The 25,441-nt window shown below is 51.3% G+C and carries 15 protein-coding genes; 2 read left to right on the top strand and 13 right to left on the bottom strand.

Features of this window, described 5'->3' with window-relative positions:
- The first annotated feature begins 112 nt into the window (after nucleotides 1–112).
- The gene (gene rpsA, locus F1728_RS02440; RefSeq protein WP_155362749.1) at nucleotides 113–1,933 is read left to right on the top strand and encodes a 30S ribosomal protein S1; all 1,821 of its coding nucleotides are present in this window, start codon (nucleotides 113–115) and stop codon (nucleotides 1,931–1,933) included.
- 483 nt (nucleotides 1,934–2,416) lie between these two features.
- On the top strand, nucleotides 2,417–3,256 hold the full coding sequence (locus F1728_RS02435) for a sigma-70 family RNA polymerase sigma factor (RefSeq protein WP_145040100.1): 840 nt from the start codon (nucleotides 2,417–2,419) through the stop codon (nucleotides 3,254–3,256).
- A gap of 45 nt (nucleotides 3,257–3,301) precedes the next feature.
- Here the strand turns inward: F1728_RS02435 and F1728_RS02430 are convergent, their stop codons facing one another.
- From F1728_RS02430 to F1728_RS32825, 13 genes are all read right to left on the bottom strand, one after another.
- A complete protein-coding gene (locus F1728_RS02430) occupies nucleotides 3,302–4,357 on the bottom strand; it encodes a hypothetical protein (RefSeq protein ID WP_155362748.1) in 1,056 nt (351 codons plus the stop codon).
- Nucleotides 4,357–6,696, bottom strand: coding sequence for a hypothetical protein (locus F1728_RS02425; protein ID WP_155362747.1), 2,340 nt, complete (start codon nucleotides 6,694–6,696; stop codon nucleotides 4,357–4,359). Before F1728_RS02425 ends, F1728_RS02430 begins: the two co-directional genes overlap by 1 nt.
- Nucleotides 6,693–10,502, bottom strand: a complete 3,810-nt coding sequence (locus tag F1728_RS02420) for a DUF4175 family protein (protein ID WP_155362746.1) — start codon at nucleotides 10,500–10,502, stop codon at nucleotides 6,693–6,695. Before F1728_RS02420 ends, F1728_RS02425 begins: the two co-directional genes overlap by 4 nt.
- Before the next feature lie 2 nt (nucleotides 10,503–10,504).
- Nucleotides 10,505–12,616, bottom strand: a complete 2,112-nt coding sequence (locus tag F1728_RS02415) for a vWA domain-containing protein (RefSeq protein WP_155362745.1) — start codon at nucleotides 12,614–12,616, stop codon at nucleotides 10,505–10,507.
- Between the two features lie 27 nt (nucleotides 12,617–12,643).
- A complete protein-coding gene (locus F1728_RS02410; RefSeq protein ID WP_155362744.1) occupies nucleotides 12,644–13,561 on the bottom strand; it encodes a DUF58 domain-containing protein in 918 nt (305 codons plus the stop codon).
- Nucleotides 13,562–13,572: 11 nt separating this feature from the next.
- A complete protein-coding gene (locus tag F1728_RS02405) occupies nucleotides 13,573–14,598 on the bottom strand; it encodes an AAA family ATPase (protein WP_228030474.1) in 1,026 nt (341 codons plus the stop codon).
- Nucleotides 14,599–14,643: 45 nt separating this feature from the next.
- On the bottom strand, nucleotides 14,644–15,450 hold the full coding sequence (locus F1728_RS02400) for a DUF4159 domain-containing protein (RefSeq protein ID WP_155362743.1): 807 nt from the start codon (nucleotides 15,448–15,450) through the stop codon (nucleotides 14,644–14,646).
- 33 nt (nucleotides 15,451–15,483) lie between these two features.
- Nucleotides 15,484–18,108, bottom strand: coding sequence for a peptidase MA family metallohydrolase (locus F1728_RS02395; RefSeq protein ID WP_155362742.1), 2,625 nt, complete (start codon nucleotides 18,106–18,108; stop codon nucleotides 15,484–15,486).
- A gap of 368 nt (nucleotides 18,109–18,476) precedes the next feature.
- The gene (locus F1728_RS02390; protein ID WP_145040116.1) at nucleotides 18,477–19,442 is read right to left on the bottom strand and encodes a DUF1559 domain-containing protein; all 966 of its coding nucleotides are present in this window, start codon (nucleotides 19,440–19,442) and stop codon (nucleotides 18,477–18,479) included.
- Between the two features lie 360 nt (nucleotides 19,443–19,802).
- Complete coding sequence (locus F1728_RS02385) at nucleotides 19,803–21,959, bottom strand: terpene cyclase/mutase family protein (RefSeq protein ID WP_155362741.1); 2,157 nt, start codon at nucleotides 21,957–21,959, stop codon at nucleotides 19,803–19,805.
- Between the two features lie 180 nt (nucleotides 21,960–22,139).
- On the bottom strand, nucleotides 22,140–23,198 hold the full coding sequence (gene bioB / locus F1728_RS02380; protein ID WP_155362740.1) for a biotin synthase BioB: 1,059 nt from the start codon (nucleotides 23,196–23,198) through the stop codon (nucleotides 22,140–22,142).
- A gap of 264 nt (nucleotides 23,199–23,462) precedes the next feature.
- Entirely contained in the window at nucleotides 23,463–24,065 is a 603-nt protein-coding gene (locus tag F1728_RS02375; RefSeq protein ID WP_155362739.1) for a hypothetical protein, read from the bottom strand.
- Between the two features lie 134 nt (nucleotides 24,066–24,199).
- Nucleotides 24,200–25,405, bottom strand: a complete 1,206-nt coding sequence (locus tag F1728_RS32825) for a helix-hairpin-helix domain-containing protein (protein ID WP_228030473.1) — start codon at nucleotides 25,403–25,405, stop codon at nucleotides 24,200–24,202.
- Nucleotides 25,406–25,441 lie beyond the last annotated feature (36 nt).

The raw sequence follows: 25,441 nt of genomic DNA, 5'->3' as shown, positions 1-25,441 counted from the left end.
TTTTAAGCTTGTGAAATAGAACCTTGCTCTGTTTCCGCTGACATCAGAAAACCATGACTTCCAGTCGTGATACGAATTTCGAAATCAAAAGTGTAGTTGGATTTTTTTTAGTATGGTTGATCGTAACTTAATTCGAGAGTTTGGTATTTCTGACGAAGACCTTGATGCTGCATTCGCCGAGGTCATGCCCGAAGTTGAAGCGGGTGAAGAAGGTGAGGAGAATGACTGGGTGCTGGATGATGTCTACGCATCCGTGTCCATTGCCTATGATGTGAATCAGATCATCGACGGGGTGGTCTTGAGTGTCGACGGTGAAGAGGTTCTCGTTGACATCGGATTCAAGAGTGAAGGTGTCGTACATATCGACGAATGGTCCGAAGAGGAAGAACCTCCTAAGGCCGGTGATAAAGTACAGGTCCTGCTCGAAGAGGTCGAAGATGAGTTCGGCCTGACCATGCTCTCCAAACGCAAAGCAGACCGGATTCGCGAATGGGAAAAGGTCATCGCAACCCACGCCGAAGGCGATGTGGTTTCTGGTACCGTGGTTCGCAAAATCAAAGGTGGTTTGCTGATCAATATCGGCGTGAACGTCTTCTTGCCAGCCAGCCAGGTCGATATTCGTCGTCCCTCTGATATCGCCAACTACATTGGTCGCACAATTGAGTGTGTTATCCTCAAAATCGACGAAGCCCGTCGTAATATTGTGGTTTCACGTCGTAAGCTCATCGAAGAAAAACGCGAAAAGCTCAAACAGGACCTGCTCAGCAAAATCGAAGAAGGTCAGATCGTCAAAGGGGTTGTCAAGAACATCGCCGACTTTGGTGCCTTCGTCGACCTGGGTGGTATCGATGGTCTGCTGCACATCACTGACATGAGCTGGGGCCGTATCAATCATCCGACTGAGATCGTTAAGATTGATGACGAAATCGAAGTCATGATCCTGAGCGTCGATCGCGACAAAGAAAAGATCGCTCTGGGCCTCAAGCAGAAATCACCAAGCCCCTGGGAACTGGTCGAATCCAAATACCCCGTGGGAACCAAGGTTACTGGCACGGTTGTCAATGTCATGTCTTACGGTGCCTTTGTGAAACTGGAAGACGGGATTGAAGGTCTGGTTCACATCAGTGAAATGTCCTGGACCAAACGCATCAACCACCCCAGTGAACTGGTCAATATCGGTGACGAAGTCGAAGTTGTGGTTCTGGGCGTCAACAAAGACAAGCAGGAAATCTCTCTGGGTATGAAGCAGACTCAGTCCAATCCCTGGGACGAAGTCACCAAGAAGTACCCCGAAGGTGCCAAGGTCAAAGGGACTGTTCGCAACCTTACCAACTACGGTGCATTCATCGAGCTGGAAGAAGGTGTCGACGGGCTGTTGCACGTGAGCGACATGTCCTGGACCCGTAAGATTTCACACGCCAGTGAAGTAATGAAGAAAGGCGATGAAATCGAGTGTCTGGTAATTTCTGTTGACGAAGAACGCAAGCGGATTGCCCTGGGCCTGAAGCAGCTTTCTTCGGATCCCTGGGAAACCGACATTCCTCAGAAATACCAGCCAGGTGCAATCGTGCAGGGTGTGGTTACCAAGATCACCAATTTCGGTGTCTTTGTTGAGCTGGAAGACGAACTGGAAGGCCTGCTCCATATCTCTGAGCTGGCAGACCACAAGGTTGAAAATCCGGAAGACATCGTCAAAGTCGGCGAAACCCTGGATGTAAAAATCCTGCGTGTCGACACAGACGATCGTAAAATCGGCCTGAGTCGTAAACTCGAAGAACCGATTGAAGAAGAAGCTGCTGCTGGTGAAAGCAGCGAAGTTACTTCCTCTCCTCGTAAGGAACTCATGGGTGGAACTGGTGGAGATGCTCCACTGTTCACTATGCCTTCAGAGAGTGCGGAAGCTTCCAAAGAAGAAGATTCCAGCGAAGAGTAAACTTGCATAAAACTTTCAGTCACTGACTGTCAGTTGCATATAGAGCGGCGATCAGAAACGATCGCCGCTTTTTTTACGTCTAGAGCGAATTCGATGTTCTACCAGATACTTAAGTCGTGTCTGTTTCTCGACTGTTGACGCACATGGATCAAAGTTGCTGGATGCAATGTCAGTGTGGGCTGTTTGTGAAAAAGTACTGTAATAGCTGTGTTTTAGCTCGCTAATCTACCCCAGTTGATATAACCGTTACAGCTTCCGTAGAACCGTGTTTTCCCGGGCCGCTTTTCGACTCCTGTTTCAGAAAAGCGATGTTGCCTGCCGATAAAAACTCTACAGGGTGTTGGTATATCTAACCGACTGACTGTGATTGAATTATCGTGTCGAGAGGAAACGAGTTCCCGCGAACGGTTGCAAATCGAATGGAAAGCCATGGATAACGAACGGCCTTTCCATTTGTCACCAGAAACAGATAACAGGTTTTCCATGCAGAAAACTGCTCGACGGCGTTCCTCTTCAGCCGTACAGAATCCATTAGAAACATATCTTAAAGAGATCAATGAAACCGCCCTGCTCTCTGCCGAAGAAGAGCGAGAGCTGTCGAATCGCATTGAACATGGTGATAAAGAGGCACGCGACCGGATGGTTCGTGCGAATCTGCGACTGGTGGTGAATATTGCTCGTGCTTATTCCGGCAAAGGCCTGCCACTCCAGGACCTGATCGAAGAGGGCAACCTGGGGCTCCTGCGGGCAGTCGAAGGCTTCGACCCGGATATGGGGACCCGTTTCAGTACCTATGCCAGTTATTGGATCAAGCAGTCTATCAAACGGGCTCTGGTCAATTCTGCGAAAACGATCCGTATTCCTGCTTACATGGTTGAACTGTTGACCAAGTGGCGGCGGGCAACTGCCCAGCTTCAGGATACGCTGGACCGAACTCCGACGACTGAGGAAGTTGCACGTGAACTGGATCTTCCTCCCAAGAAACTGAAAATCGTCAAGAAAGCAATTCAGCTTTACAATTCCTCGCCGCAGTCAGAACAACAGGACGCCGGCTGGTCGCTGGGAGAAATGATTCCCGATGACCGTCTCAAAGGGCCCGATGATGAACTGGTTGAAAATGACAACCTCAAACATGTTTTCAGGCTGTTGAAGGAAATTCCAGATAGAGAAGCCAACATCCTGCGGATGCGGTTTGGGCTCGATGGTGAGGAACCGAAGACCCTCAAAGAGATTGGTCAGGCACTGGGACTGACGCGAGAGCGAGTTCGTCAGATTGAGAGTGAAGCTCTCAAAAAACTGGCCAAGGAAATCAGTGGCGAGTAATTTGCTTACCCTGTCAAAATTGAATCTACTATGCAAGCAGACCGGTTATTCGCCGGTCTGTTCTGCTTTGACAGGGACCACCAGCGGGTCATGAATGGTGGGAGTGTTACCCCGCTCCGCTTGCCGATAGATCTCAGCCAGTTGAATCATTAACGGTTCCAACTGTTGATAGTAATCGTCTTCGGTTTCAAATTCTGTCTTCCGCTGTTTGAGTTCCAAGATATTAATTTCCAGAGCATCACGGCGTTGCTTTTGAGTTCCAGTGATCTGTGAAACTGGTCGCAATGCACAAACGGCGAACTGCTGGGCTCGATGACCGTCTGGCAGGCTGGCCGTTGCTCCTGTCTCGGCGAGATGATCCAACCCCTTAAATTGATCAGCTCTTGAGCCCCGCTGATCGCCGTTATCGTCCAGCAATGCATGCTCAGTGGCCAGTTGGCCCTGCTCCAGGTAATGTGCTTCTGTCTGACGACAAGCGGCCAGATAAGCTTCCAGGAGCGAGACCTGCCCGTCATGATCCAGATCGGATTCTGGTTCGGAAGCCGCTGCGGACAAAAACTTACCGAAATGGGAAAAGTAGAACTCAAATCCATTTTTGGTAGCAGAGATCACCACACGATTCTTTCCTGACAGTGCCTGCAGGAAAGGACCACTGGCCGAAAAACAGTTCAACACTGCGAGAGGATGTGTAATCTGATCACAACAGACTTGCAGTTGTTCTGCAGTCAGGTCGGGGCCGCGGAGATTGAAGCGAGCTGATTTCCCATCAAACGTACCATGCCCGATCAGGATCAACCAGGTTGCACTGTAGGATTCCGGGGAACGCAGGAGTTCCTGTTCGATCAAAGTTCGATCAGAATTGCGGGCATCGAGGCTTTCTCCAATCACAGTCAACTCGGCCTGTTTTCCAACCGCAAGTTGTTTCCAGTTCTCAGCCCAGTCAGCGAATTGAATGGCATATTCGTCTGTTCCTTCAGCCCCGAGCACGAGGATAAAACGTTCTGGTCTGTCAGGTGATTCTGCGGCAGCAAGGTGCACTAGCGGATTCCCACAGATCAGAGAGCACGCCGCCAGAATAATGGTCATTCTGAAATTTCGCATCAGGGTAATCCTTTCCAGCGTCTGAGAGACCATTCTCCCAAAAGACATCCCAGGACAAGCAGCAACACCCCCGGATGATGCCAGAGTGGCGTGACAGCCTCTTCCATCACCGGTAACTTGCGTTGATCCAGCGAATTGACAAATTGTCGCAATTTGGCAGCGGGAACGACCTCACCTTGAGAATCATTTGCCAACTGCTCAAGTAATGCCAGATCGGGTTGGGCCGAGCGAAACTCTCTGATCTCGGGAGCATGTACCCAGCCGCTGGTGACAGTTTGAGTTTTACCATCGGGAGCAGTGACTGTGGCGGTGGCAGTAAAACCTCCTGATTGTTGTGGCAGATATAATGTCTGGTATTCTCCAGGCTGATCGGCGAGCGGTTCAGCTGTAAGCTCAAGCGTTTCTTTGTCGGGAGTTGTGATTTTTAAAGCGACCAGGTAATCACTGCGTTTCTGAAATTCGGGATCGCGGACCAGAATCTTAATTTTTGTACCCGATGAGGCATCTTCAGATTCTACAACCTGCAGCGAGACTGGTTCCAGAACGTCGGTAGTCATCCAGCGCAAAAGCTGACGCCAGGCTTTATAGAGTTGTGGATCTGGAGTATCTTCCTGGAGTCGCCAGCGCCACAAATCCCCAATCATTACAGCTGTGACGCGGCCCAGTCCATAACGTTGCGAAGCGATTGCGGGGGTAGAGGAGCGTGATGTGCTTTTTGCTTCGGCAGCCAGGATTGCGCCCGGTTTGGTGGTGTCTACCCGGTTAATGGTTTTGAACGCAGGCATTTCTGCCAGTCGTTTCTGTTCGTCCTGTTCCTGTTTATGGTGACGCAACCAGGGTTGCAGCCAGCCATCTCGTGTCAGTTGAAACTGGACATCGCTGGATATCTGTGGGTTGGGAGCGTGAGAAAAGTAAACTGGCAGCATTCGCTTAAAGTCGGTTTTGTCATAGCCCCCCTGTTGAAATGACTCCTGGCCTCCGAGCATTACCAGCCCCCCGCCCCGTTCTGAAACAAAGCGGGTCAGCAGTTCGATCTGATCGTGAGTAAAAAAGGCTGCTTCAAGGTCATCAATGATTACGGTTTCATACTGAAACAGCTCGGCTTCGGTTTTGGGGAAACCATCCTTCAGTTCATTCGGCGTTTGTGTGTTAATCCGGACAAACACCGGTTGATCATAGCGTTCCAGATCCTTCTCGTTTTTCTCATCAAAGCCACGGTACAGGGCGTTGCCCTCTTCTCCGTCTCGACTGCGAAAATCAAACTTTGTTTCTTTTTGGGCAATGCGAATCAGTCCTACCAGCTGAATATGCTCATCTTCATGAATCGCACGCCGCAGGAATTTAAATTCCCAGTTTGGACGCCCTGAGACATAAAGAACGCGGTGTGCTTTCCGTCCCCTGTCGACCTTCAGTGTGCGCTGGTTATTAGCGAGCGTCAGTTCGCCCCCCTCTGGAATATTGACACTGGTTTTAATCCGATAGAAGGCAACGCCGGTCTCTTCTGGTTTGACCTGGAAGCGAATCTGGAACTGCTGCTCGGGCAGACTGACTTCGCGCGTGATAGTTTCAACGACTTTTCCAGCCGGATCTATTAGTTGGGCGGTAAGCTGTTTCTGCTGGCATTGCGTGGCTGAAAGATCGGCCAGGATGCGTATCGGAGCATCCTCGAAAGGAGAATAACTGACTGAAGTATTAGTAATTGCCAGATCGGTTGACCGATCTACATGACCGATGGGAACCGGATAGATGGGGACGCTGGATTTCAACTGGCTGGTATCACTGGCTGAAATACCATCCGTCAGCACCAGAATTCCCGCGAGGGGCAGTTTCTGGTATCGCTGATTGAGTTCATTGAGGCTGGTTACCAGATTCGAAGACGTTCCCTCAAATTTCAGCTGTGTCAGATCAGAGCGGACATGAGCATGGGAGTCGAGCGAGTACTTGCGTACGGAAAAATTCTGTTCCAGATCGATCAGCCAGCGGGCTTGAGCTTCTGGTTGCTGTTTATTGGCTGACGCTAGTAACTGTTTCAACTGTTCGCTACGGGGTTTGCCCGTTTTCGGATCCTGAATGGCGAGGCTTTGGGAGTCATCGACCAGGACGGCGAAAAGATTCGTGCCAGGGGCCATACGTGTGCCACTCCAGAGGGGCTCCGTCAGGGTGATAGCCAGGATTGCGATCGCCAGTAGTTTTAACCCGGCAGCCCCCCCTGACAGGGCACGTTGAACTGTCAGCGAACGGTACGCGTAGACCAACAGCCCCAGTCCTGTGATGATGGCTACTGGTACAAAAAGGCTCCAGCCCGGAGCACCAAACTGAATTTCTGCCAGACTGATCATTTTCCGTTCCCTAGTTCTTCATAATAGCGTCGGACCAGGTCTGAGTACTTTTCTGGTACCGGGTCACGGTCAATCGGTGCCAGCGATGTTTGCGCACCTCGTTTACTGATCTCGTTTGACAGAATTGTTTGAATTTCAGCCAGCGGTTCCAGGATTTGTGCATTGATCAAGTCTCCCTCTGGTGCTTTGGAGTGACGTTTAAACTCTGCACGCATACTCTGTGCGCGTTCACGAATTTGAGCGACTCGACTACGTAGTTCGGGATCCCCCACCATTTCTTCCACGTCCCGCATCCGGTCTGACCATTCGCGGAACTGGTTTCCCGTCAAAGGTCCAGGGGTTGGGCTGCCGGGGCCTCCTTGGCCACCACCAGGTCCTCCCTGAGACTGTCCCCGTTGTCCCTTAAGAGATTTGGGGCCGGCTGAATTTTGAGAAGAGTTGGGGGAGTTGGCTTGAGAACCGTTTCCTTTGCCTGCCTGGGCCGAGGTCAGCTGTACTTGCCCTTGCCCCTGGCCCTTGCCCTGGCCCTGACTGGCAGGCTGTCCTGATGAATTGGACTGGCTTTTTCCAGGTTGACTTTGTCCTGATTGTCCCTGCTGTGGTTGTCCAGATTGAGGCTGGCCAGACTTTGACTGTTCGGCTGAGGACGGATTTTGACCTGATTTTCCAGGCATCGGCTGATTCTGTGCCAGGCTGTTCTGGTCTTGTCTACTCTCACCCGGTTTACCTTGCCCCTGAGAACCTGCTGGATTGGGACGTTGACCTGCTTGTTGTGGAGATGGGGAACCAGGTTTTCCCGAACCAGTGCCTGGTGGTTTTTGTTGGGGAGAATTGCTTGCCAGTTGCTGTTCCTGTTGTATTTCAGAAGAGAGCGATTTGAGTGCCTGGCGAGCGCGTTTTAATGATTCCAGATCGTTGCCAAGTACGCTCTCAGCGGCGACCTGAATTCCCTGTTTCATGGTCTCGATGCCGCGTGAAGCACGTTCTTCTGCTTCACGAGCCTGATTACCATTTCCCTCTTTCAGGAAATTGGCCGCATCTTTCAATGCTTCTTCGGGGCGAAAGGGTCTCGTTTTGCGAATTGCGTCATACAGATGTCGTGAGAGCAGCGGCTCTGCCTGTTCCGATTCCTGTACAACCTGCTTCATCTGTTCCATGATTTCTTTGAGGCGGTCTTCCTGTTGTTGCAACTGATCTGCCAGTTCTGAATTGCCCCGATGGCTTCGCAGGGAACGCCGTGCTCCCGGTTCCGGTTTCCGTTCCCGGTCATTAATCGCCTGATTGATAGCCTGCTGCTTCTGATCAAGCTGTTCTGCCTGCTGGTTCAGCAAACGCATGGCATCGGCGAACTGGTTGGCTGTTTTTTTGCGGAAGTCATTTTTAAGCTGATTCAGTTTCTGCTGTGCCCGGGTGCCTGAGTTCAGTGCCCGGGAGACCTGTCCCTCTTTTAATGACTGAGCACTTTGTTGAAGATGCTGGCGGGTCTGTTCCAGTTCTCGACGAGATTTCATTGAATCGGGTTGTTTCGCCTGATCCATCCGCTGGGCCACTTCATCTGCCTGACGCAACAGTTCGCGTTGTCGTTCCCGCAGGCGTTTGAGCTGTCGTTCGATCTCTTCCCGTTCTGCGTCTGTTTTGGCAAACCGCTGTTTATTGGCCAACTCCTTGAGCTGTTCATTCAGATCTTTCTGACGCTCAGCCAGTTCCCGCAGACGATTCAGAATTTGTAGAGATTCCCGATCTGGTTGAGCAGCAACGGGCTGAGAAGCCTGATTTTCTGTTTCATAACGCTGTTTTTTATTGGTCAGTTCCAACTGCTGCAGTTGAGTCTGCGAACGGCTGCTGCCTCCCCCCTTGCTACCTCCGCCGTTTTTACTCTTGGAGACTTCATGTTCCCGGGCACGCAGTTTCAGCAGCATCTGATAACTGGTCTGTTCTGCAGCCAGAGCCGTTGAAAGTGTCGATACGGACTGCGCCTCCCTGGCAGAGTCCAAGTGGGTTGCGGCCTCCTGCATGCTTTGCGAGATGGAGTCAATCAATGCTTTCGACTTTTGGGATTTGATTTTTTCGGAAAGCTTGCGCAATTCTGCTACCAGCGACTGTTGTGCTTGCGAGAGCGTCTCGAGATCTGGGGAAAACTGTTCAGAGACGGTTGGCTTGATCTCGCGGCGGATGACTTTCCAGGTTGCATTAATTATCTGTTTTTGTTGTTCTGCCAGCTTCTCGGCCTGTTGTGCATTGCCGCCACTTTTTCCTGCCTGTGAGGCACCTCCGGGAGATCGTCCTTCCCGGAATATCTCTTCAAAGTGACGGACTTCCATGAAATACATGTCGCTGAGTACTTTGCGCGTGCGACCCTCTGCTTCGAGATCCTCAGCAAACAGGTAATAGGAAATCAGGGTGTCGGGCTGCACGTGCAGACGTTCCAGAGAGAGAGTGTGCTCAGCTGTGAAATCGACTGCTGCTTTATCGCTTTGACGGAGTACTACAGTCTGAGGTTCCTGGCCAGGAATCGAGTAAACCAGACCTACCTGTTGCAGGCCGAAGTCGTCAACTACGGTGCCTTGGACCAGTGCCTCTTCGAGTGGGGAGACACGGGTGTCACGAGCTGGAAATGTGATTTTGATTTCAGGTGGAAGATTGGGTATCACAGCCAAATCGATAAATGGTGGAGTGCGGTTTGAACGACCATCGCTGTCGTTCAGATGCAGGTTCCAGGTCTGGTCCTGTTCTGCCTGCAATGTCAGACGGCCCGATAACCCATTTGAATCGATCACCATCGGTAACGCATTGCCGTTATCGTTTCTAAGTTCAGCTGTTTTCACTGGCTTATTAAAGCGGGCGTGGAATTGAATTTTAGAACCAACAATCGCACTCAGTGTGAGACTGTCTTCATTCCGCTGCGCTGGTTGACCTGTATAGTCTGGCGGTGTGATTGTGCTGTCAAGTTGAACCAGCTCGGGCAGGACATAGACTTTTACCTGTGAAACATCTGACTTCCAGTCTGCTGAGTGCACTTGATAGCTCAAATCCTCTGTTACAGCAGGAATTCGAACCGCAAAAATCGGGTCGTCCAGCTGTTTGGTCAGCGGAAGTTCTGTGGTGGTCCCGCTGGGAGTTGTGAAATGCAGAGTTGCAGTCTCCGGGACTTTTCCCGAGAAACGTGCGGTGATCAGCAAAGGATGCCCTTTTTCTACCTCGGTAGAACCAGGTTGAATTTTAACTTTGAATTCCTGTTGGGCCTGGTTGATGAGAGCGATGGAGGTTTTTTGAGGAGTGGGAGCGGCCTGGAGCAGAGTCCAGCAACTCAGGCAGCAGAGCAACCAGACAGTAAAGCAGGTTAAGTGTGTGGTGCTCTGCAAAATCAGCCTGCGGTTGGAAATAGCCTGCCTCCAGTCATGGTTTGTACCGTGTGATATGACCTGGGCCAGCAGACGCTTCTGTAGAAATGTGGGCGACTCATTCCAGTTTTGCTTTTCCAGCTCCAGTGTTGCGAGCAGACTGGTGTCGAGATCAGGATAAGTTTCTTCGATCAGTTTTGCCACTGCGTGACGACTGGCTGGAGAGTAGCGGTTTCGCGAGCGATGGGCTAGCAAGCCGACAGCGATACAGGTTGGGACTCCCAGTAAAACTCCCAATAGCAAGTACTGTTGGGCAGGAGCTGCTACGGGGGGAAGCAGGAGTACCGTCAGCAGGGTCAGGCAGCCTGCAACCAGCCAGAGTAGCGTCAGTCGCTTAAGATTCAGACTGATCTGCTGACGAAAGATGACCTGATTCAGCTGTTTTAGTAGATCGGGCAGGCCCATGTTTACGCCTTTCCTGTCGCAGAAGATTTGCCGGTCAACCATCTGGCCAGCACAGTTTCCAGGCCCAGTAACGCAAGAGCCACTATGATCAACCAGCGCCAAATCTGCTGTTTCTGTTCCAGTTCTCGCAACTGTGCCTGACGCTGAAGTTCGGCGGGAGAAGTATGCTCCTGTGATTCTGGACCGGAGTCCATAAAGTGGACTCCAAGTGCTTCCAGCTTCTCTCGTGCGAGAGGCTCAGTCTGGCTTTCGCTAATTTCCAAATTTACTGCAAACTGCCTGGTCGGGGGCAGTTGGGTATCACTTTCAATCTGATACAGTCCGGGCAGAATAGTTTCTGTGAAATCCTGCTGATCGGAGGCAAGTTTGATCTGGGAGCGATCAGGCGTACTGATTAGACGCGTCTGTTGATCTACGGGCAGCTTGACTTTCTGGCCGATCGTGAACTGTGCCGGTGTATTCTGTGCCCTGTCATTCAGAGTCAGGATTGCATTTAACATCGGGACGAATTTTGTTGATAACGCGAACTGGCTTTCCTGAGGCGTCCATCCAAAGCTCATTACGAGCAGTTTTCCTTTATTTCGTAATATTTCCAATATCGCGGGAGCATGATGATCGAAGCGGGCCAGTACCCGATGTGGAATCTGTTCCGGCAGTTTGAGCCCGCGATAATTCCAGAATTTCAGTCGGGTGAAGTCTGAGAATTCCGGAGCCTGAAAGATCTGAAACAGGGGATGCTCGAAATTGATATCGGTGAGTAGTGCATAACCGTTGATTTCGGGGGAGACTGTTTCTATCAGTGCTGTAGTGTCTGTGTTTTGCGTCACCAGCTGATTCAGCGAATCAGTGGACTGATCATCGTGCAGCGTGAGAAGGACTACTCCCCCCTGCTCCAGATAACGTTGGACCTGTTCTGTTTCATCTGGTGCCAGTTGGCGACTGATCAGCATCAGATGGATCTCTGTTGCGGTGAGCAGCAGTGGTGGTGTATCAGGGCCGATCGTCTGAAAATCAATATCTCGCTGGCTGGTACTGGGAAAGGCCCGTCGGGCAAAGTAATTCGCAGACTCAATCGAGTTTTCGGCTGGAGTCCCGTAATGCACGATTGTCAGATTGGGCCGGGCCGCGGGCTGAAGATAAATGTGGTTATCAAAATTCTGTAGATCGCCACTGAGCACAATTCTGGGAACGGGGGCTGGCTGTTGCCAGGAGGCCATGCGGACAACTCGAGACTGGCCTCGAGGAACATAGACCTGCTGACTCTTTTCGAGTTTACCTGGCTGTAATTCATAGGCGATTGTGAATTTTTCCTGCTGAGAGTCAGCTGCATTCACAATTCGAATTGTCGGTTGAGACTCATCATCGAGTGTGAGTAACTGCAGGCCGGCGTTATCTAAGTTGTCAGCTTCTAGCTGGTGCAACCGCACACTTAACTCCTCGGGCCAGGAAAACTCGGAGAGCGCTTCGGTCCGTGATCCTGCCTGGAAATCCGTAATCAGTTCAATTTTTGTGTGACGCAGGATGCTCCCGGTTGGATCAGAGACTGCCTGTTCCTGAAGGAGTGCCGCCAGTTCCGTCAGGGCCGTTCCCAGGTCAGTTGCTTTCCAGCCGGGAGTCAATTCCCCTAATAGATTCTGGTTTCTTTCGAGCGAGCTTGCTGAACGTGTTTCTTGAGACTGTCGTAACGGTTTGACTGCTGTGAGTTGTGTGTCAAACGTATAAACTGCGATTTGATTCGGAGGCGTCTCTTTGATGATCTCATTTGCCTGGGTTAATGCTTTTTCCCAGAGGGAATCCCGCTGCATACTGGCGCTGGTGTCAATCAGAAGAATGGTCTGGCTCTGGGGCTGTGTTGAGGAGAGCTTCAGATCCTGGTTCTTGAAAAAAGGGCGGGCGAATGCGGCGACGAGGAGAATCACGGCCAAAGCGCGTAATGAGAGTAACAGCCAGTGCTCGATTTTATTTTTGCGATTAGTCTGGGGGGGCTTGTGTTCCAGAAAGCGGAGAGAGCTGAAATAGAAGACGTTCTTAGGCTGATGACGGACCAGGTGCAGTAGGATCGGCAGTCCGACGGCGATGATACCAAATAAATAAAGTGGGGTTAAAAAACTCAACTCAGGTCCTCTAATTAGATCGCACTGTCAAGCAGCGCGATCGGTAAGGAATTCAGAAAGCCCCAGCTCAAGGGGCATATCTGTGGTTAACTGATGGTAATGAACTCCCTGTTTGCGGCAGAACGACTGAATCGCCGCCTGATGTTCCTGTAACTGTTGCTGATAATTTTCCCGGGCTGTCTTGGGGTTGAGGGCGATACGCTCGCCAGTTTCCAGGTCTTCAAAGATGGCCGTTTCTTGGAAATTAAGGTGAATTTCTGCTGGGTCCAGAATCTGGAATAATGCGACTTCGTGTCCTTGTGCGCGAAGATAGGCGAGGTGGGTATTTAACTCATCCAGGGGGCTCATCAGATCAGATATCAGGACTACGAGCCCTCGTTTATTGATGGTTTCTACTGCATGTTTCAATGGAGAGATCAGATTGGTGTGTGAACCTTGCGGGGGACGTTCCAGTTCGATCAGGATTCGTCTGAGCTGGCCTCGCGTAAAGCGAGCGGGGATGACCGTTTCTACCTGCTCGTCAAAAATGATCAGTCCGGTGGCATCGCGCTGCTGGGCCAGAAAATAGGCAAATGTTGCAACCAGGGTTTTGGCGTATTCGGCTTTGGTATAGCCCAGGCTCTGAAACTGCATCGAGGTGCTGAGGTCGAGCAACATATGGCAGCAGAGGTTGGTCTCTTCCTCAAATCGTTTAATGTAGTGTTCGTTGGAGCGAGCTGCCAGTTTCCAGTCGATATGGCGCGGGTCATCTCCGGGCGTATATTCGCGGTATTCGGTGAATTCAACGGAGAACCCGTGGTAGGGGCTGCGATGCAGTCCTTTCCAGGTTCCTTCAACAACGGTTTTTGCACGTAATTCGAGAGATTTGATCCGCATCAGACAGGCAGGGTCAATGCGTTGAGACATCAGTCTCTGATTACGGCGGGCTGTGGTATTTGTGTTCATGCAGCTTCAATTCATCCTTTGACGGGGGCGGGAATAGTCTCTATCAATTTCTGCACAACCTGTTCCACGGTGACCCCCTCGGCTTCTGCGCGATAGTTGATTAAAACTCGGTGACGCAGGACTGGTGCCAGCAGGGCCTCAATATCTTCCTGGGTGACATGAACTCGGCCCCGCAGAACGGCCCGGGCTTTGGCGCCCAGAATCAGACTCTGGGCTGCACGTAATCCGGCACCCCAGTTGACCCACTCATTGATAAATTCCGGAGTATTCTCCTGGTGTGGCCGGGAAGCGGCACAAAGTTGAACCGCGTAACGGACAATCTCTTCGGCAACAGGTACTTCACGCACAAAACCATGGAACTGCTGGATATCATTTCCGGTAAACAGTGGTTCGATCGGTTCAGAATTGCGGGCTGTCGTCTGGGTCACAACGGCGACCTCATCATCTTCAGAGAGGTAATCGATGACCAGATTAAACATGAAGCGGTCCAATTGTGCTTCTGGTAAAGGGTATGTGCCTTCCATTTCGATCGGGTTCTGAGTTGCCAGCACGAAAAAGGGCTTTTCCAGTTCGTATCTGATCCCCGTGACGGTGACCTGTTTTTCCTGCATCGCTTCGAGTAGTGCAGCCTGTGTTTTGGGAGGCGTACGGTTGATTTCATCTGCGAGCAGAATATTGGTGAAGACGGGGCCTTTGACGAACTTCATTGCCCGTGATTCAGATGTATCACCTGCCAGAATTTCCGTCCCCGTTATGTCGGCGGGCATCAGGTCGGGAGTAAACTGAATACGCTGAGATTTCAGTTTGAAGACCTGGGCCAGGGAATTTACCAGTAGCGTTTTCGCCAGGCCCGGAGCACCTGTAATCAGGCAATGTCCGCCGGCAAACAGTGCAATCAGGAGCTGGTCGATAATTTCTTTTTGCCCAATGACTGCCTTAGAAATTTCGCGGTCAATCTGCTGTCGACTGTTCTGCAGCATTTCAAAGATGCGCTCGTCAGTGTCGCTGACATCGGGGGAGACAAGTTTCAAATTCACGTTTCGACTCCTGATAAAAAAACTGTCAAAGCAGAGACGCTGTATTCAGTGGGTCATGGCATAAAACACAATGTTAATCCCCAGGGGATAAGCTTTCTTTTCAGAGAACTCACGGAAGTACCATTTGTCCTCCCCTTCCCGTTCCCAGCCATCACCCAGATCGGTATTGTGACAGACAACCGCCATCAATCGGCCGCTATCGTCGAACAGGCCGCGATAATGCACTTCCCGGGCATCTTCCCGTTCCCAGGTAATTCCTTCAGAGCGTCCCCACTGGGCGACGCCAATACTGGGGACTTGCGGTTTTTCTTTGAGGTCATACACACAATGGAATATGGGATGCTCAAGAGGGATGTCGACCAGTTCGCGGTCCGGAAAAACACGTTTCATTTCCCAGGCAAAATTGTCCCACTCGGCTTCTCCCCAGAAATCATCCACCATCATGAAGCCACCGTTGGTCAGGTAACGTCGCAGGGCGGTGACTTCTTCTTCCGTAAATTCAAGGGAGCCGGGCTCGATTAGATAGATAAACGGGTAATTGAAAAGCTCCTCGTCCGTCAGTTCGAGGATTCGACCTTCGGGATCGACCTTCAGCGAAGTTAATTGCTGTAGACGGTAGGAGAAGTTCAGATCACTGTCTGGATAATCGGTAGCCCAGCGGCGCCAGCCCCGGTGTGAGTTGTAGCGGATGCGGACGAATGTGAAGACGTCGTGCTGGAACTCGGGATCAACTTTCCATTCCGGAACACCATTCCGGTCCATGGGGCTGCGGGAGCGGTACTGTCCAATACAGATCGTGGCGACGATCAGTATGATGCCTGCGGCTGCCAGTGAAATCAGGGTTTTGTTCATGGCAGGCTCCTCCCGAGCCTCTGTATTTACATGTCAGTTCCGTTGCGAGCGTGGGGTGGTGTTATCTGTTGTCAATTCCAGGAGTAAAAGGTGGGCAGCCCGAAAACGGGGAGCCTGTTCTAGCGCGATCAGCGTGTGTCGTTTTGCCTGCTGCTGGTTCTCTGATTTCAGCAGACGGGCTATCTGGTAGTGTATTTCAGCTTTATTATGGGGATCTAATGCCAGAATCGCCCGGTAGGCCTGGATAGCTTCCTGCCGCCGGTCCAGTCTGGTGCAGGCGATGGCAAGTGAGAGTTGTGAATTCTGATTCAGAGGATTCACTGCATGGGCCAGACGGGCAGTCTGATAAACGGCAGACCAGTCTTCCTGCTGCTGATAAAGCTCAATCAATCTCTGATAGACTCCCAATGCGTCAGGATTGATACGGGCATGCTCTTCCAGAATCTGTTGTTCCTCTGCGAAACGTTTCTGATTCTGGTAGAGTTGAGCCAGTTGTTGGGCAGCGTTATCTGCTCCGGTATATTCAGGATAGATTTCCACCAGTTTTTTAAGGATGGTTTCGAGTTCAACTATGCGGTTTTCTTCTGAAAGAATCGTTGCATAGGCCATCAGACCTCGGAAATGGTCAGGATGTTCCCGAATCCAGTCATCGAAGCGTTTGGTATCGTCATTGAGTAGCGGTCGCAGGTCCTGTTCGGACCAGTCTGCTCGGGGAGCGAAATCGAGTGCCTGCTGTTTCAGCCAGACTGCGTACTCTTCTTCCAGTTCTCCCAGTATCTTTGTGCGACGTTCGATAGCAACATTGATGGGGATGCCCGCCTGCAGGTCACCCAGAATCTCACGTACGGTTTCCAGACCGAAGTTCCTGACCAGGTATTCCACGACCATGGATGACTGGTAATATGCAAACTGAATATGCAGACTACTTTTGGGGTTCATGAATGCGCTACTCAGCTGACTGATGGGCGTGGTTTCTCCCTGCAGGATCATTTCGCGATACTGGGGAGTCATGGTCTCGCCCCAGTACGCATTCTTCTGACGTTCTTCATACACTGAGATACCCTCGCTGATCCAGCGGGGCATTTTATTGTGGGTGAGTTCCAGGGTGACGACATGGCAGAACTCATGCCAGAGCACAGACTGCCAGTTAGCAGGGTGATTGGCCTGCGAAGCGGGACTGTTGGCGGTAATAACTTTGCCGAAACAGACTCCCAGATAACCTGAAATTGCCGGCATACCAAACGTACGCACGGCAAAATCATCCGGATTGGGAAAGATTTCGACGGTGATTTTCTGGTTGAGTTTGAGTCCATATTTCTGGCAGAGCGACTGTTTGGCTTCATAGAGTAGAGCTTTGACCTGCTCACCGTAAATCGCTGCTTCCCTGGCTTCCATGCGAATGATGAAGGAATCATCTTCAAGAGTTCTAAATTGGGCCAACTGGTCTTTCAACTCCAGCAGATTAAATATAGTCGTATCGTAACCGTCCTGGTCGTGTGCCTGTTGGGCATGCTCCCAGCCACTAATTTCCTGTCCCAGTCTTAACTGGTCCTGTGCGAGTTGAATCCGGGCCGGCAGATATTTTTCTTCTTTTTCCAGAGCCTGTTTCTGGTAGGTGGCACCCTCTGAAAATCGATAATGTTCCGAGAGTGTTTTGCCGATCAGGAAGTCCACATGCGGGTTTTGATCGTGATGACTTAAGGCCTGCCAGTAATAGGCGGTTTCATCGGAAGGACGATTTTCAAAATGGGCGATCGCAGCCAGGCTGGCCCAGGCAGACGCCAGATGAGGATTGATCGAAAGGATCTGATTCAGTTCCGTTTTGGCCGCCTCATACTGTTCCGAATCGATCAGCCGGCCAACCTGCATCATTCGTGCTGGAATGTGGCGGGGATTGATTTCCAGAACTTCGGCGGCGAGCACGGCAGCGCGTTGAGAGTCGGAACGTGCTAATGCCTGTGAAAGTCCGAAGAGGAGATCTGGATCCTTGGGGACCTGTTTCAGTCCCGCTGTGAAAGTTTCGTTGGCCAGAGCATAATCGTGCTTTGCTAAAGCGAGATTCCCACTGGCAAGCCAGGCAGCTCGCTGGTCGGGATATTCCTGGATGGCACGATCAAAAAAAGTTTCGAGTACCTGACCAGGATCCATTCCCCGTTGCAGGGATGCCTGTCCCAGCGCCACCAGACTGTCAGCATCGGTGTAGCGCCAGGCAGAACGGCTGGCGAGTTCATGAATGCTGTTCAGAAACGCGTCTGCAGCTTCATGCTCATTATTCAGGTGGTAGATTTGCCAGGCGAGATATCGTAAAGGCAGGCTCCATGAGTAGCGTTTCAGGCCAGCGTCAATCGTCTGCTGGGCTTCAGCGTATTGCCCGACGGCAAGCTCAGCCTGTGCTTTGACCAGCGGCCATTCGGAGCCGTACGCCTTTTTTTCAATGGCGAGGGCAGATGTTTGAATGCAAGACTGATACTGGCCGGTCAGGAGAAGTTGCTCACAGTCTTCCTGTTCCGACGCTGATAATTCAGTCGCGATTGTCAGGGACCAGAGTAAGAAGCAGAGAGTAGAGAGAGGGCGAGTGCGAAGAGTCAGTGAGCGAAGCTGAACCAGCAGCGATAACGAAACGTCAGGCCAGACTCGGAAACGATGCACTCGTTGCATAAGCGCCCCTTCCCTGGGAAAGTTCAATTCGCGGAGCGACTCGCGACTATTGAAACGTAATACTTATGCCCAGGAACAGAAACAGTTCCTCTCCCGAACATGGAAGTATATCACTCGTGGACTATCGCAGTAATCGTCAGGTGTCATTCATGAGCAGGAGAGCCAGAAGAAAACGATATCTGATTTTTCCCAGTTGTGCAACAAGAAAATTTTTTGGGGAGGGAATTTCCTGCAATTCCTGTTCAGTGTTGCACTGGAGAAACCATAAAAAAACAGGCAGGTCTCGCTTCCCTGATTCGGGTTGAGAGCCTGCCTGTTTATGAACAGTGCTGTTGAGGAAACCTCAACGGTGACTGATACTATCGCGATTAGAATTCGCCCAGAACCTGCCCATCATTGATGATCGCCAGTTTCTGATAAGTTCCCATGGCTGCTGGGCCATTGGATGAATTGTAGTCAGAAGAGTTGATGTTTTCGCTGATGAAGCGAACAGTACCATCACCCAGCAGGAAGTGGCAACCACCTACGTGCTGGCTGCTGAATCCACGATGAGCAGGACCTGATTTCAGGTTGATACGAGTTGCATCAGAAACTACGCCCAGGCTGTCTTCTTTCAGGCTGGTGATGATTCCGCTGGTACCGATGTTGTTGGTACGTCCGCCGGCCCAGATGGCAGCGTATGGCTGCTGAGTGACAGTTCCAGTGAACTGGAAGGCACGTTCGCCAACCAGAATTGTGTTGGATGTTCCGTCAGTGAAATCACGGAATCGGACGCTACTACGGGGGTAGAAGGTCCCCTTATCCTGATAGGTAGTAACAGGGGTACCGGTCAGAGCAGCTACGTGACCAGAAACGGCTGGATAGCTGAGAGAGCCGTAACCGCTGGGAACGCTGTCAGTTCGCTGGTTGTTGATCACAGGTACGACAGACGATGGGCAGCGGTAAACAGGAATTGCTGTTTGTAAAGCGGGCTGACCGTTGTAGGTGGTGTTTGCTGCGGGAAGCAGTAGGCCACCATTCGGGTTGAGTGTATTGTAGAGTGGTGCCTGATCGACAAATGGGAGCAGGAAGGTAGACCATGCCCAGGTAAAGTCAGTTGAGCTGCTGGTCTGGTTGACATAACCGAGAGGGAAAACAGTGTGAGTATCGGCGTAGTTGTGAATAGCGATGCCGATCTGCTTCAGGTTGTTCTTGCAGGTAGAACGACGAGCTGCTTCACGGGCCTGCTGTACAGCTGGCAGAAGCAGTGCAATCAGGATTGCGATGATGGCAATCACGACAAGTAACTCAATCAATGTGAACCCACGCTTTGAGGTTCCTTTACGACTCTTCATCTTAACTCCAGTTTGTCTTAGGGTTGGGTTTAGAGGGCGCCTGCTTGAACTGCCTGTGCAGTCGAACTGCCAATCCATCTGCGAGCAAATTGGTAGACTTCACAGTCTGGATGGATAGCAATCGCAGTAGAAAAATATACCTGCGATGAAGAGGAAACAAGCACTGCTTGTTCTTAGTTTAAGAAAAAATTAAAATATTTTTTCGGCAGGAGACAAGTGTGTATACTTTTGCCTCAAGTCCCTGTTTTTCAGGTGTTTATTTTGCTGAAATTTATCAGGAAATTTGTTTTTTTGACGAACGTGGAATTCTGTGCATAGGGGTGGACCCTATATTTCTGGAAATATTGGCATGCAATTTTTTCAACGACGCAGGCGTTCAAATCGGGCCAATGCCATTAGCGGAAAATAGGTGCGGTACAGGTGGTATTTGAGATAGAAGACCTTGGGGAAGCCTGTTCCGGTAAATGGTTCTTCGTCCCAGTTACCGTCATTCTTCTGGGTTTCCAGCAGGTAGTGAATACCTCGGCGAACTGCAGCTGAGTCAATTTCTCCCGCTGCCATCAAGCCCATTAGAGCCCAGGCGGTCTGAGAAGGCGTAGCCTCTCCCTGTCCGCGTAAAGAGGGATCAGCGTAGCTGTCAGCTGTCTCGCCCCAGCCACCACTGGGTTGCTGTTTTGACTTCAACCAGCCCACTGCGCGGACAATTCGAGGGTCGTCCGCGGGGATTCCAATCTCAACCAGACCGACAATCGATTGCCAGGTACCATAGAGGTAGTTGATTCCCCAGCGTCCGTACCAGCAGTGATCGTCTTCCTGCTCGCTCCAGACGTACTGAATCGCGCGTTGCGTAGCGGGGTGGTTGATGGGGAGCTGGACATCGGCGAATGCTTCCAGGACCCGGGCCGTTAAATCGGCGGTACTCGGGTCCACCATCGCATTGTGATCGGCAAAGGGAACCTGTGTGAATAATTCCCGGTCATTGTCCCGGTCAAATGCGCCCCATCCGCCATCTTTGTTCTGCATTCCCAGGACCCAGTGCACGCCCCTGCGGATGGCGCCAATCATTGGTTGTAACAGTTCCAGGTCGGCAAAGGCCTGTTCGCGCGACTCACTTCTGCCTGCGACAATCGCTTCTGTATCCAGGTCTTCTTCGTAGGGATTCCATTCAGGATTGACCAGGAAGTCGGTCAGCCATTGATCCTGTTTGAGGTTTTTGGGCAGACAACGACGCAGGGCCATGATGACCATCGTTGTGTCATCGACATCGGGGTAAAACTCGTTGTTGAATTCAAAGTACCAGCCGCCGGGAGTCTGGGATTTGCTTGAATTAACCCAGTCGCCCGGAATTCTGGCTTCCTGGGAGAGCAGCCATTTTACGCTCTGACGGATGGCCGGATGACGATTGGAGACGCCTGCTTCCCGAAGTGCGATCGTGCTGATGGCGGTATCCCAGACGGGGGATTTACAGGGCTGCAGGCGGATGCGGTCGCCGTCTTTGATCTGTAGTTTTTTGAGTTCTTTCAAGGCACGCTGGATATCAGGACTGCTTTCATCCTCTCCAAGACATTTTAAAGCGATCACGGTCCAGATGATTGGAGGAAAAATGGCTCCGAGTCCATCGCTGTGATCGAATCGCTCCTGCATCCATTGATAGGCTTTATTGACTGCCCGTTTACGAAAAGGCTTGATCCCCAGGTTTTCGACCAGTTTGAAGCCCTGGTCGACGACTTGAAAGAAGCGGTGCCAGTCGAACCAGGTTTTTTTCTTGAGGGAATCGAGTGCCTCTGATTTCGGGACGTTTCGAGGGTAGTTCTCTGGGGAACCTGTAAACAGTTCGTTGATCCCCTGCTCTTCCGGAAGTGTGACCGAGGGGCGATATTCCCAGAGAATACTGAGAGGAACCAGAATGGTTCGGGACCAGGCCGACATTTCAAAAATGTTGAATGGCATCCAGCGTGGAATCAGCATCAGTTCGGGAGGGACAGCGGGGCATTTCGAATAGGGGATCACTCCCAGAAGTGCCAGGTAAAACCGTGTGAAGCTGTTGACGGCTTCGACCCCGCCTGCTGACAGAATCGCTTTACGAGCCCGTTGCATGTACTCAGCGTCGGGCGAATGGCCCGTCAGTTTCAGGGCAAAATAGGCTTTTACTGCAGCACTGATTTCAATGGGGCCTTCGGGGTACATGTTCCAGCCCCCCTCGGGCATCTGGATATCCAGCAGGTAATTGGCACACTGGATCGCTTCTTCGCTGTGCTGTTTACCGAGGAATGCGAGGAGCAGAATGTACTCTGATTCGAGAATTGAGTCTCCTTCCAGTTCGCCGCACCAGTAGCCGTCGGGATCCTGCAGGGAGAGCAGATAATCGCGTGAGCGGGCGATGCCCTTCAACAATTGATCGGGGTGATCAAAGGGGGCTGCTTCCGTACTCGGAAAAATCTTGAAGGTGGGGGTGGTTTCGTTTTCGGCTGCCGAGCTGTTGGAAAGATCGCTGGCACGCAGTCTGCCTGAATTCATTTCAGGTGCTCCCTGACTCTAAGATAATGGATTCCATTCCCGCAGATTGAGCAGGCCTGTACGCCGTGCGCTCAATCCGAAGGCGGAATCATACGTTGGGAGCGTTATTCTTACAACCTCAATCCAGATAAGGGCTTTGTGAAATTCACAAAACCCTCCTGGGGTGATAATATAGCGGGCTCAGCAGGACTCGGTTTGTCCTGCCAGTTCGGGGGCTTCAGTGGATGCATCCATTTCGTGGCCCGATACAATGACTTCGAATCCGAGATCAGAAATCATTTCATAATCTGCTTCTGCGGCCTGCCCTTTGGTTGTGAGGTAGTCGCTGACGAACATGGAATTCGCAGCATAGAGCCCCATGGCCTGCATCGAACGCAGGTTTACTTCGCGTCCGCCTGCAATTCGGATTTCCGTTGAGGGATGAACCATGCGGAACAGGCAGAGTGCCTTGAGGCAGTGACGGGGGTCGAGCTCATCTACTGCTTCCAGTGAAGTACCTTCGATGGAATTCAGGAAGTTGACCGGGATCGATTTGGTTTCCAGGGTACGCAGCTCAAAAGTGGCATCGACTATGTCTTCCAGTGTTTCTCCCATGCCGACAATCAGTCCGCTGCAGAGTTCCATTCCGGCTTCCCTGGCCACTTTCAGAGTATTCAGGCGATCTTGATACGTATGGGTGGAGCAGATCTTGTCGTAGTATTCGCGGCTGGTGTTCAGGTTGTGATTGATCCGGTTCACGCCGGCCTGCGAAAGACGCTGTGCCTGCTCTTCATTAAGCAGTCCCAGGCAGCAGCAGATGCGAAGGTCGTATTCTGATTTGATTTTCTCTACCACACTGGCAACGTGCTCCACTTCTTTGTCGGTGGGGCCACGTCCACTGGCGACGATACAGTAAGTACCTGCTTTAGCTTCATCGGCGGCCTTGGCGCCCTCGAGCAGCTTCTCTTCATTCAGCATACGGTACTTAGGAATGTCTGCCTTGGATCCGCGGGCTTGTGAGCAGTAACCGCAGTCTTCTGGACAAAGTCCGCTCTTGGCGTTTTTGAGGTAATAGAGTTGAACCTGTTTCCCAAAGTATTTTTGCCGTACCCGATAGGTGGCTGCCAGCAGTTCCAGAAGCTCATCGTCAGATGAATTTAAGATTTCCAGACCCTCTTCACGGGTCAGCTGATAACCGGATAAAACCTGGTCCGCCAGCGACTGCCAGCGAGAAGAAGATGCGGGAACCTGAGTGCTCATTAAAAAAGATCTTTCAGTAGTAAACAACGTTGGTATCACTGGCTGAAGTGCCAGCCTCTTAATTACGCTTCTTCACCCGCCTGAATTACGGTGTGTGGATTTCTGTATAGAGAAAATGCAACAGAAGGTGAATCTTGAGCGTCCTGCCTGAATTCGCAAGATCAGAGGCAGAAGCCATGTGCCTCTATGATAGGCGAAATAGATGAGAGTACAAGTTTCGGAGTGGCATGGAAGCGTAACTGACGGGATAAACGGAAGTTTTGATCAGTAGGAAGTGCGGATCCATTTTTGATTCACTTCGCCGGAGTCATCCCGCAGTGTGAACATTTTGTTCTCAATGCTGTGAATTTCCCGGACAAATTCTTCTCCCCAGAGTTGTTTGATGTAATCTACTTTACTCTCTGGACTTCCGCCAATGGTTCGCAGTGTCAGTTTCCCCTGATTGAGGCTCCACTCAATATTGATCGTGACCCGGTCTCCCAGGACAGCAGTCCAGAGTCCCTGAGGTTCGACGATCATCGTCGCCTTGCCGTTCTCTTCGATGGTAAGGATCTGTCGGCTGGTGCTTTTGGTCTGCTCCCAACGTCCAACGAGCCGGGTCAGAATCTCTTCGGGAGTCAACTGTGAAATCATCTCGCCAGTAATGACGTCCGATTCTTGAGCCTGAGATACAGGCTTTTGAGGGGAATTCGCTCTCTCACACTCTGGTTTTACACGAGGTGGAATCTGCTGCAGAACGGCCTGACGGGTTTGCAGTGGCTGACGGGATTCTCCTGTCTGCTGGTTTGCCCTGGTTGCAGAAAACCAGAACGGTGCTGAGAGTCCTGTCAGCGCCAGCAAAAGTATTCCCGATGTTTTTTTAACCATTTTTTCTTCCTGAATGTGCAAATTTACCGTATCGGTAGCGCAACTATATCTTATTTTCGGTTCGTCTGGAGCCCCGGATTTCTTAAAAATCAGTCGAAAACAGCACTTTTAAACGGTTTGTCGCTGCAACGGGCTTAGCGACCGATACTTCCGCCAATCGCTTTTTTCTTCACGACAGGAGTGTGAAAGTGGATATGACTTTCACCAATCGTGGCTTTCAGGCGGTTTTCGAACTCCTCGCTGCAGGACACGCGAAGATTACCGGGCGGGTTCAAGACGTACCTCAAGCTCGTATCCGGCTTTTCCTGGTCCACGGAATCGACGACCAGAATAACCTCGGTTTGTCCTGGAAACTGCGTCAGCACATCATGTACATTGACCATATCCTGTCGCGTGTGGACTCCTCGTTTGAAGTTAATCGCCAACCGGTCGGTAAACTGTTTGCGGGCGTCGTTGAGAGTCAGTAACTGGTCCACTATTACGTTGGGCTCCCTGCCCCGTTTGTCTATCTTACCCTTGATGATCACCATGGCTTCCATCTTGACCTTTTCCCCGAAGCGAGCGAACTGTTCGGGCCACATAATGCAGCGTACCAGGCCGTGCGGATCTTCAAAGTCAAAGTTTACGTACCGGGTGTGACCGTTCTTACTGGGTTTCTTGGTGGCAGCATTTTTGATGGAGGAGACCATGCCGGCTAGAATGACTTCGTCCCGGTCTTCCATTTCTGCGAGTTCATTCGTTCTATTCTGCGCGTACTTGGTCAAGGCATCACCCATTTCAGCCAGGGGATGTGAAGTCAGGTAAAAACCAAATACTTCCTTTTCAGCGGCGAGTTTCTGTGCCCTCGACCAGTCTTCGGCTTCTGGTAGCAGTGCCTCATCTGCAGAATCGGATTCATCACTGGCAGGCTCATCGCCGAACAGGCTTTTCTGCCCGCGTGCGCGGTCCTTGTGAATCTTGAGAGCCGACTGCACTGCTCTTTCTACAGTCAGCATTAATTGTGCCTGATTGCCGCCCAGGCTGTTCAAGGCACCAGCTTTGATTAGTGTTTCCAAGGTGCTGCGGTTTAACGATTTGGGGTCGACACGTTCGCACAGGTTATACAGGCTGCTGTATTGACCGTTTTCTTCCCGTTCTTTCACTACTTCTTCGAGGGCCTGCTCCCCGACCCCCTTGATGGCGCCCATGCCGAAACGAATCTTTTCGCCATCGACACTGAATTCCACATCGGACCGGTTGATGTCCGGTGGCAGAACTTCAATTTTCATTCTGCGGCAGTCATCGACATGCTCGTTGATTCGCTCATGGCTCTCCATCCCACAGGAAAGCAAGGCGGCCATGAATTCTTTGGGATAATGCGCTTTAAGGTACGCAGT

The sequence above is a fragment of the Gimesia benthica genome (assembly GCF_009720525.1).
GTDB lineage: Bacteria > Planctomycetota > Planctomycetia > Planctomycetales > Planctomycetaceae > Gimesia > Gimesia benthica.
Note: the sequence above shows the minus strand (reverse complement) of the source record. Positions and strands in the feature narration are given on the sequence as shown.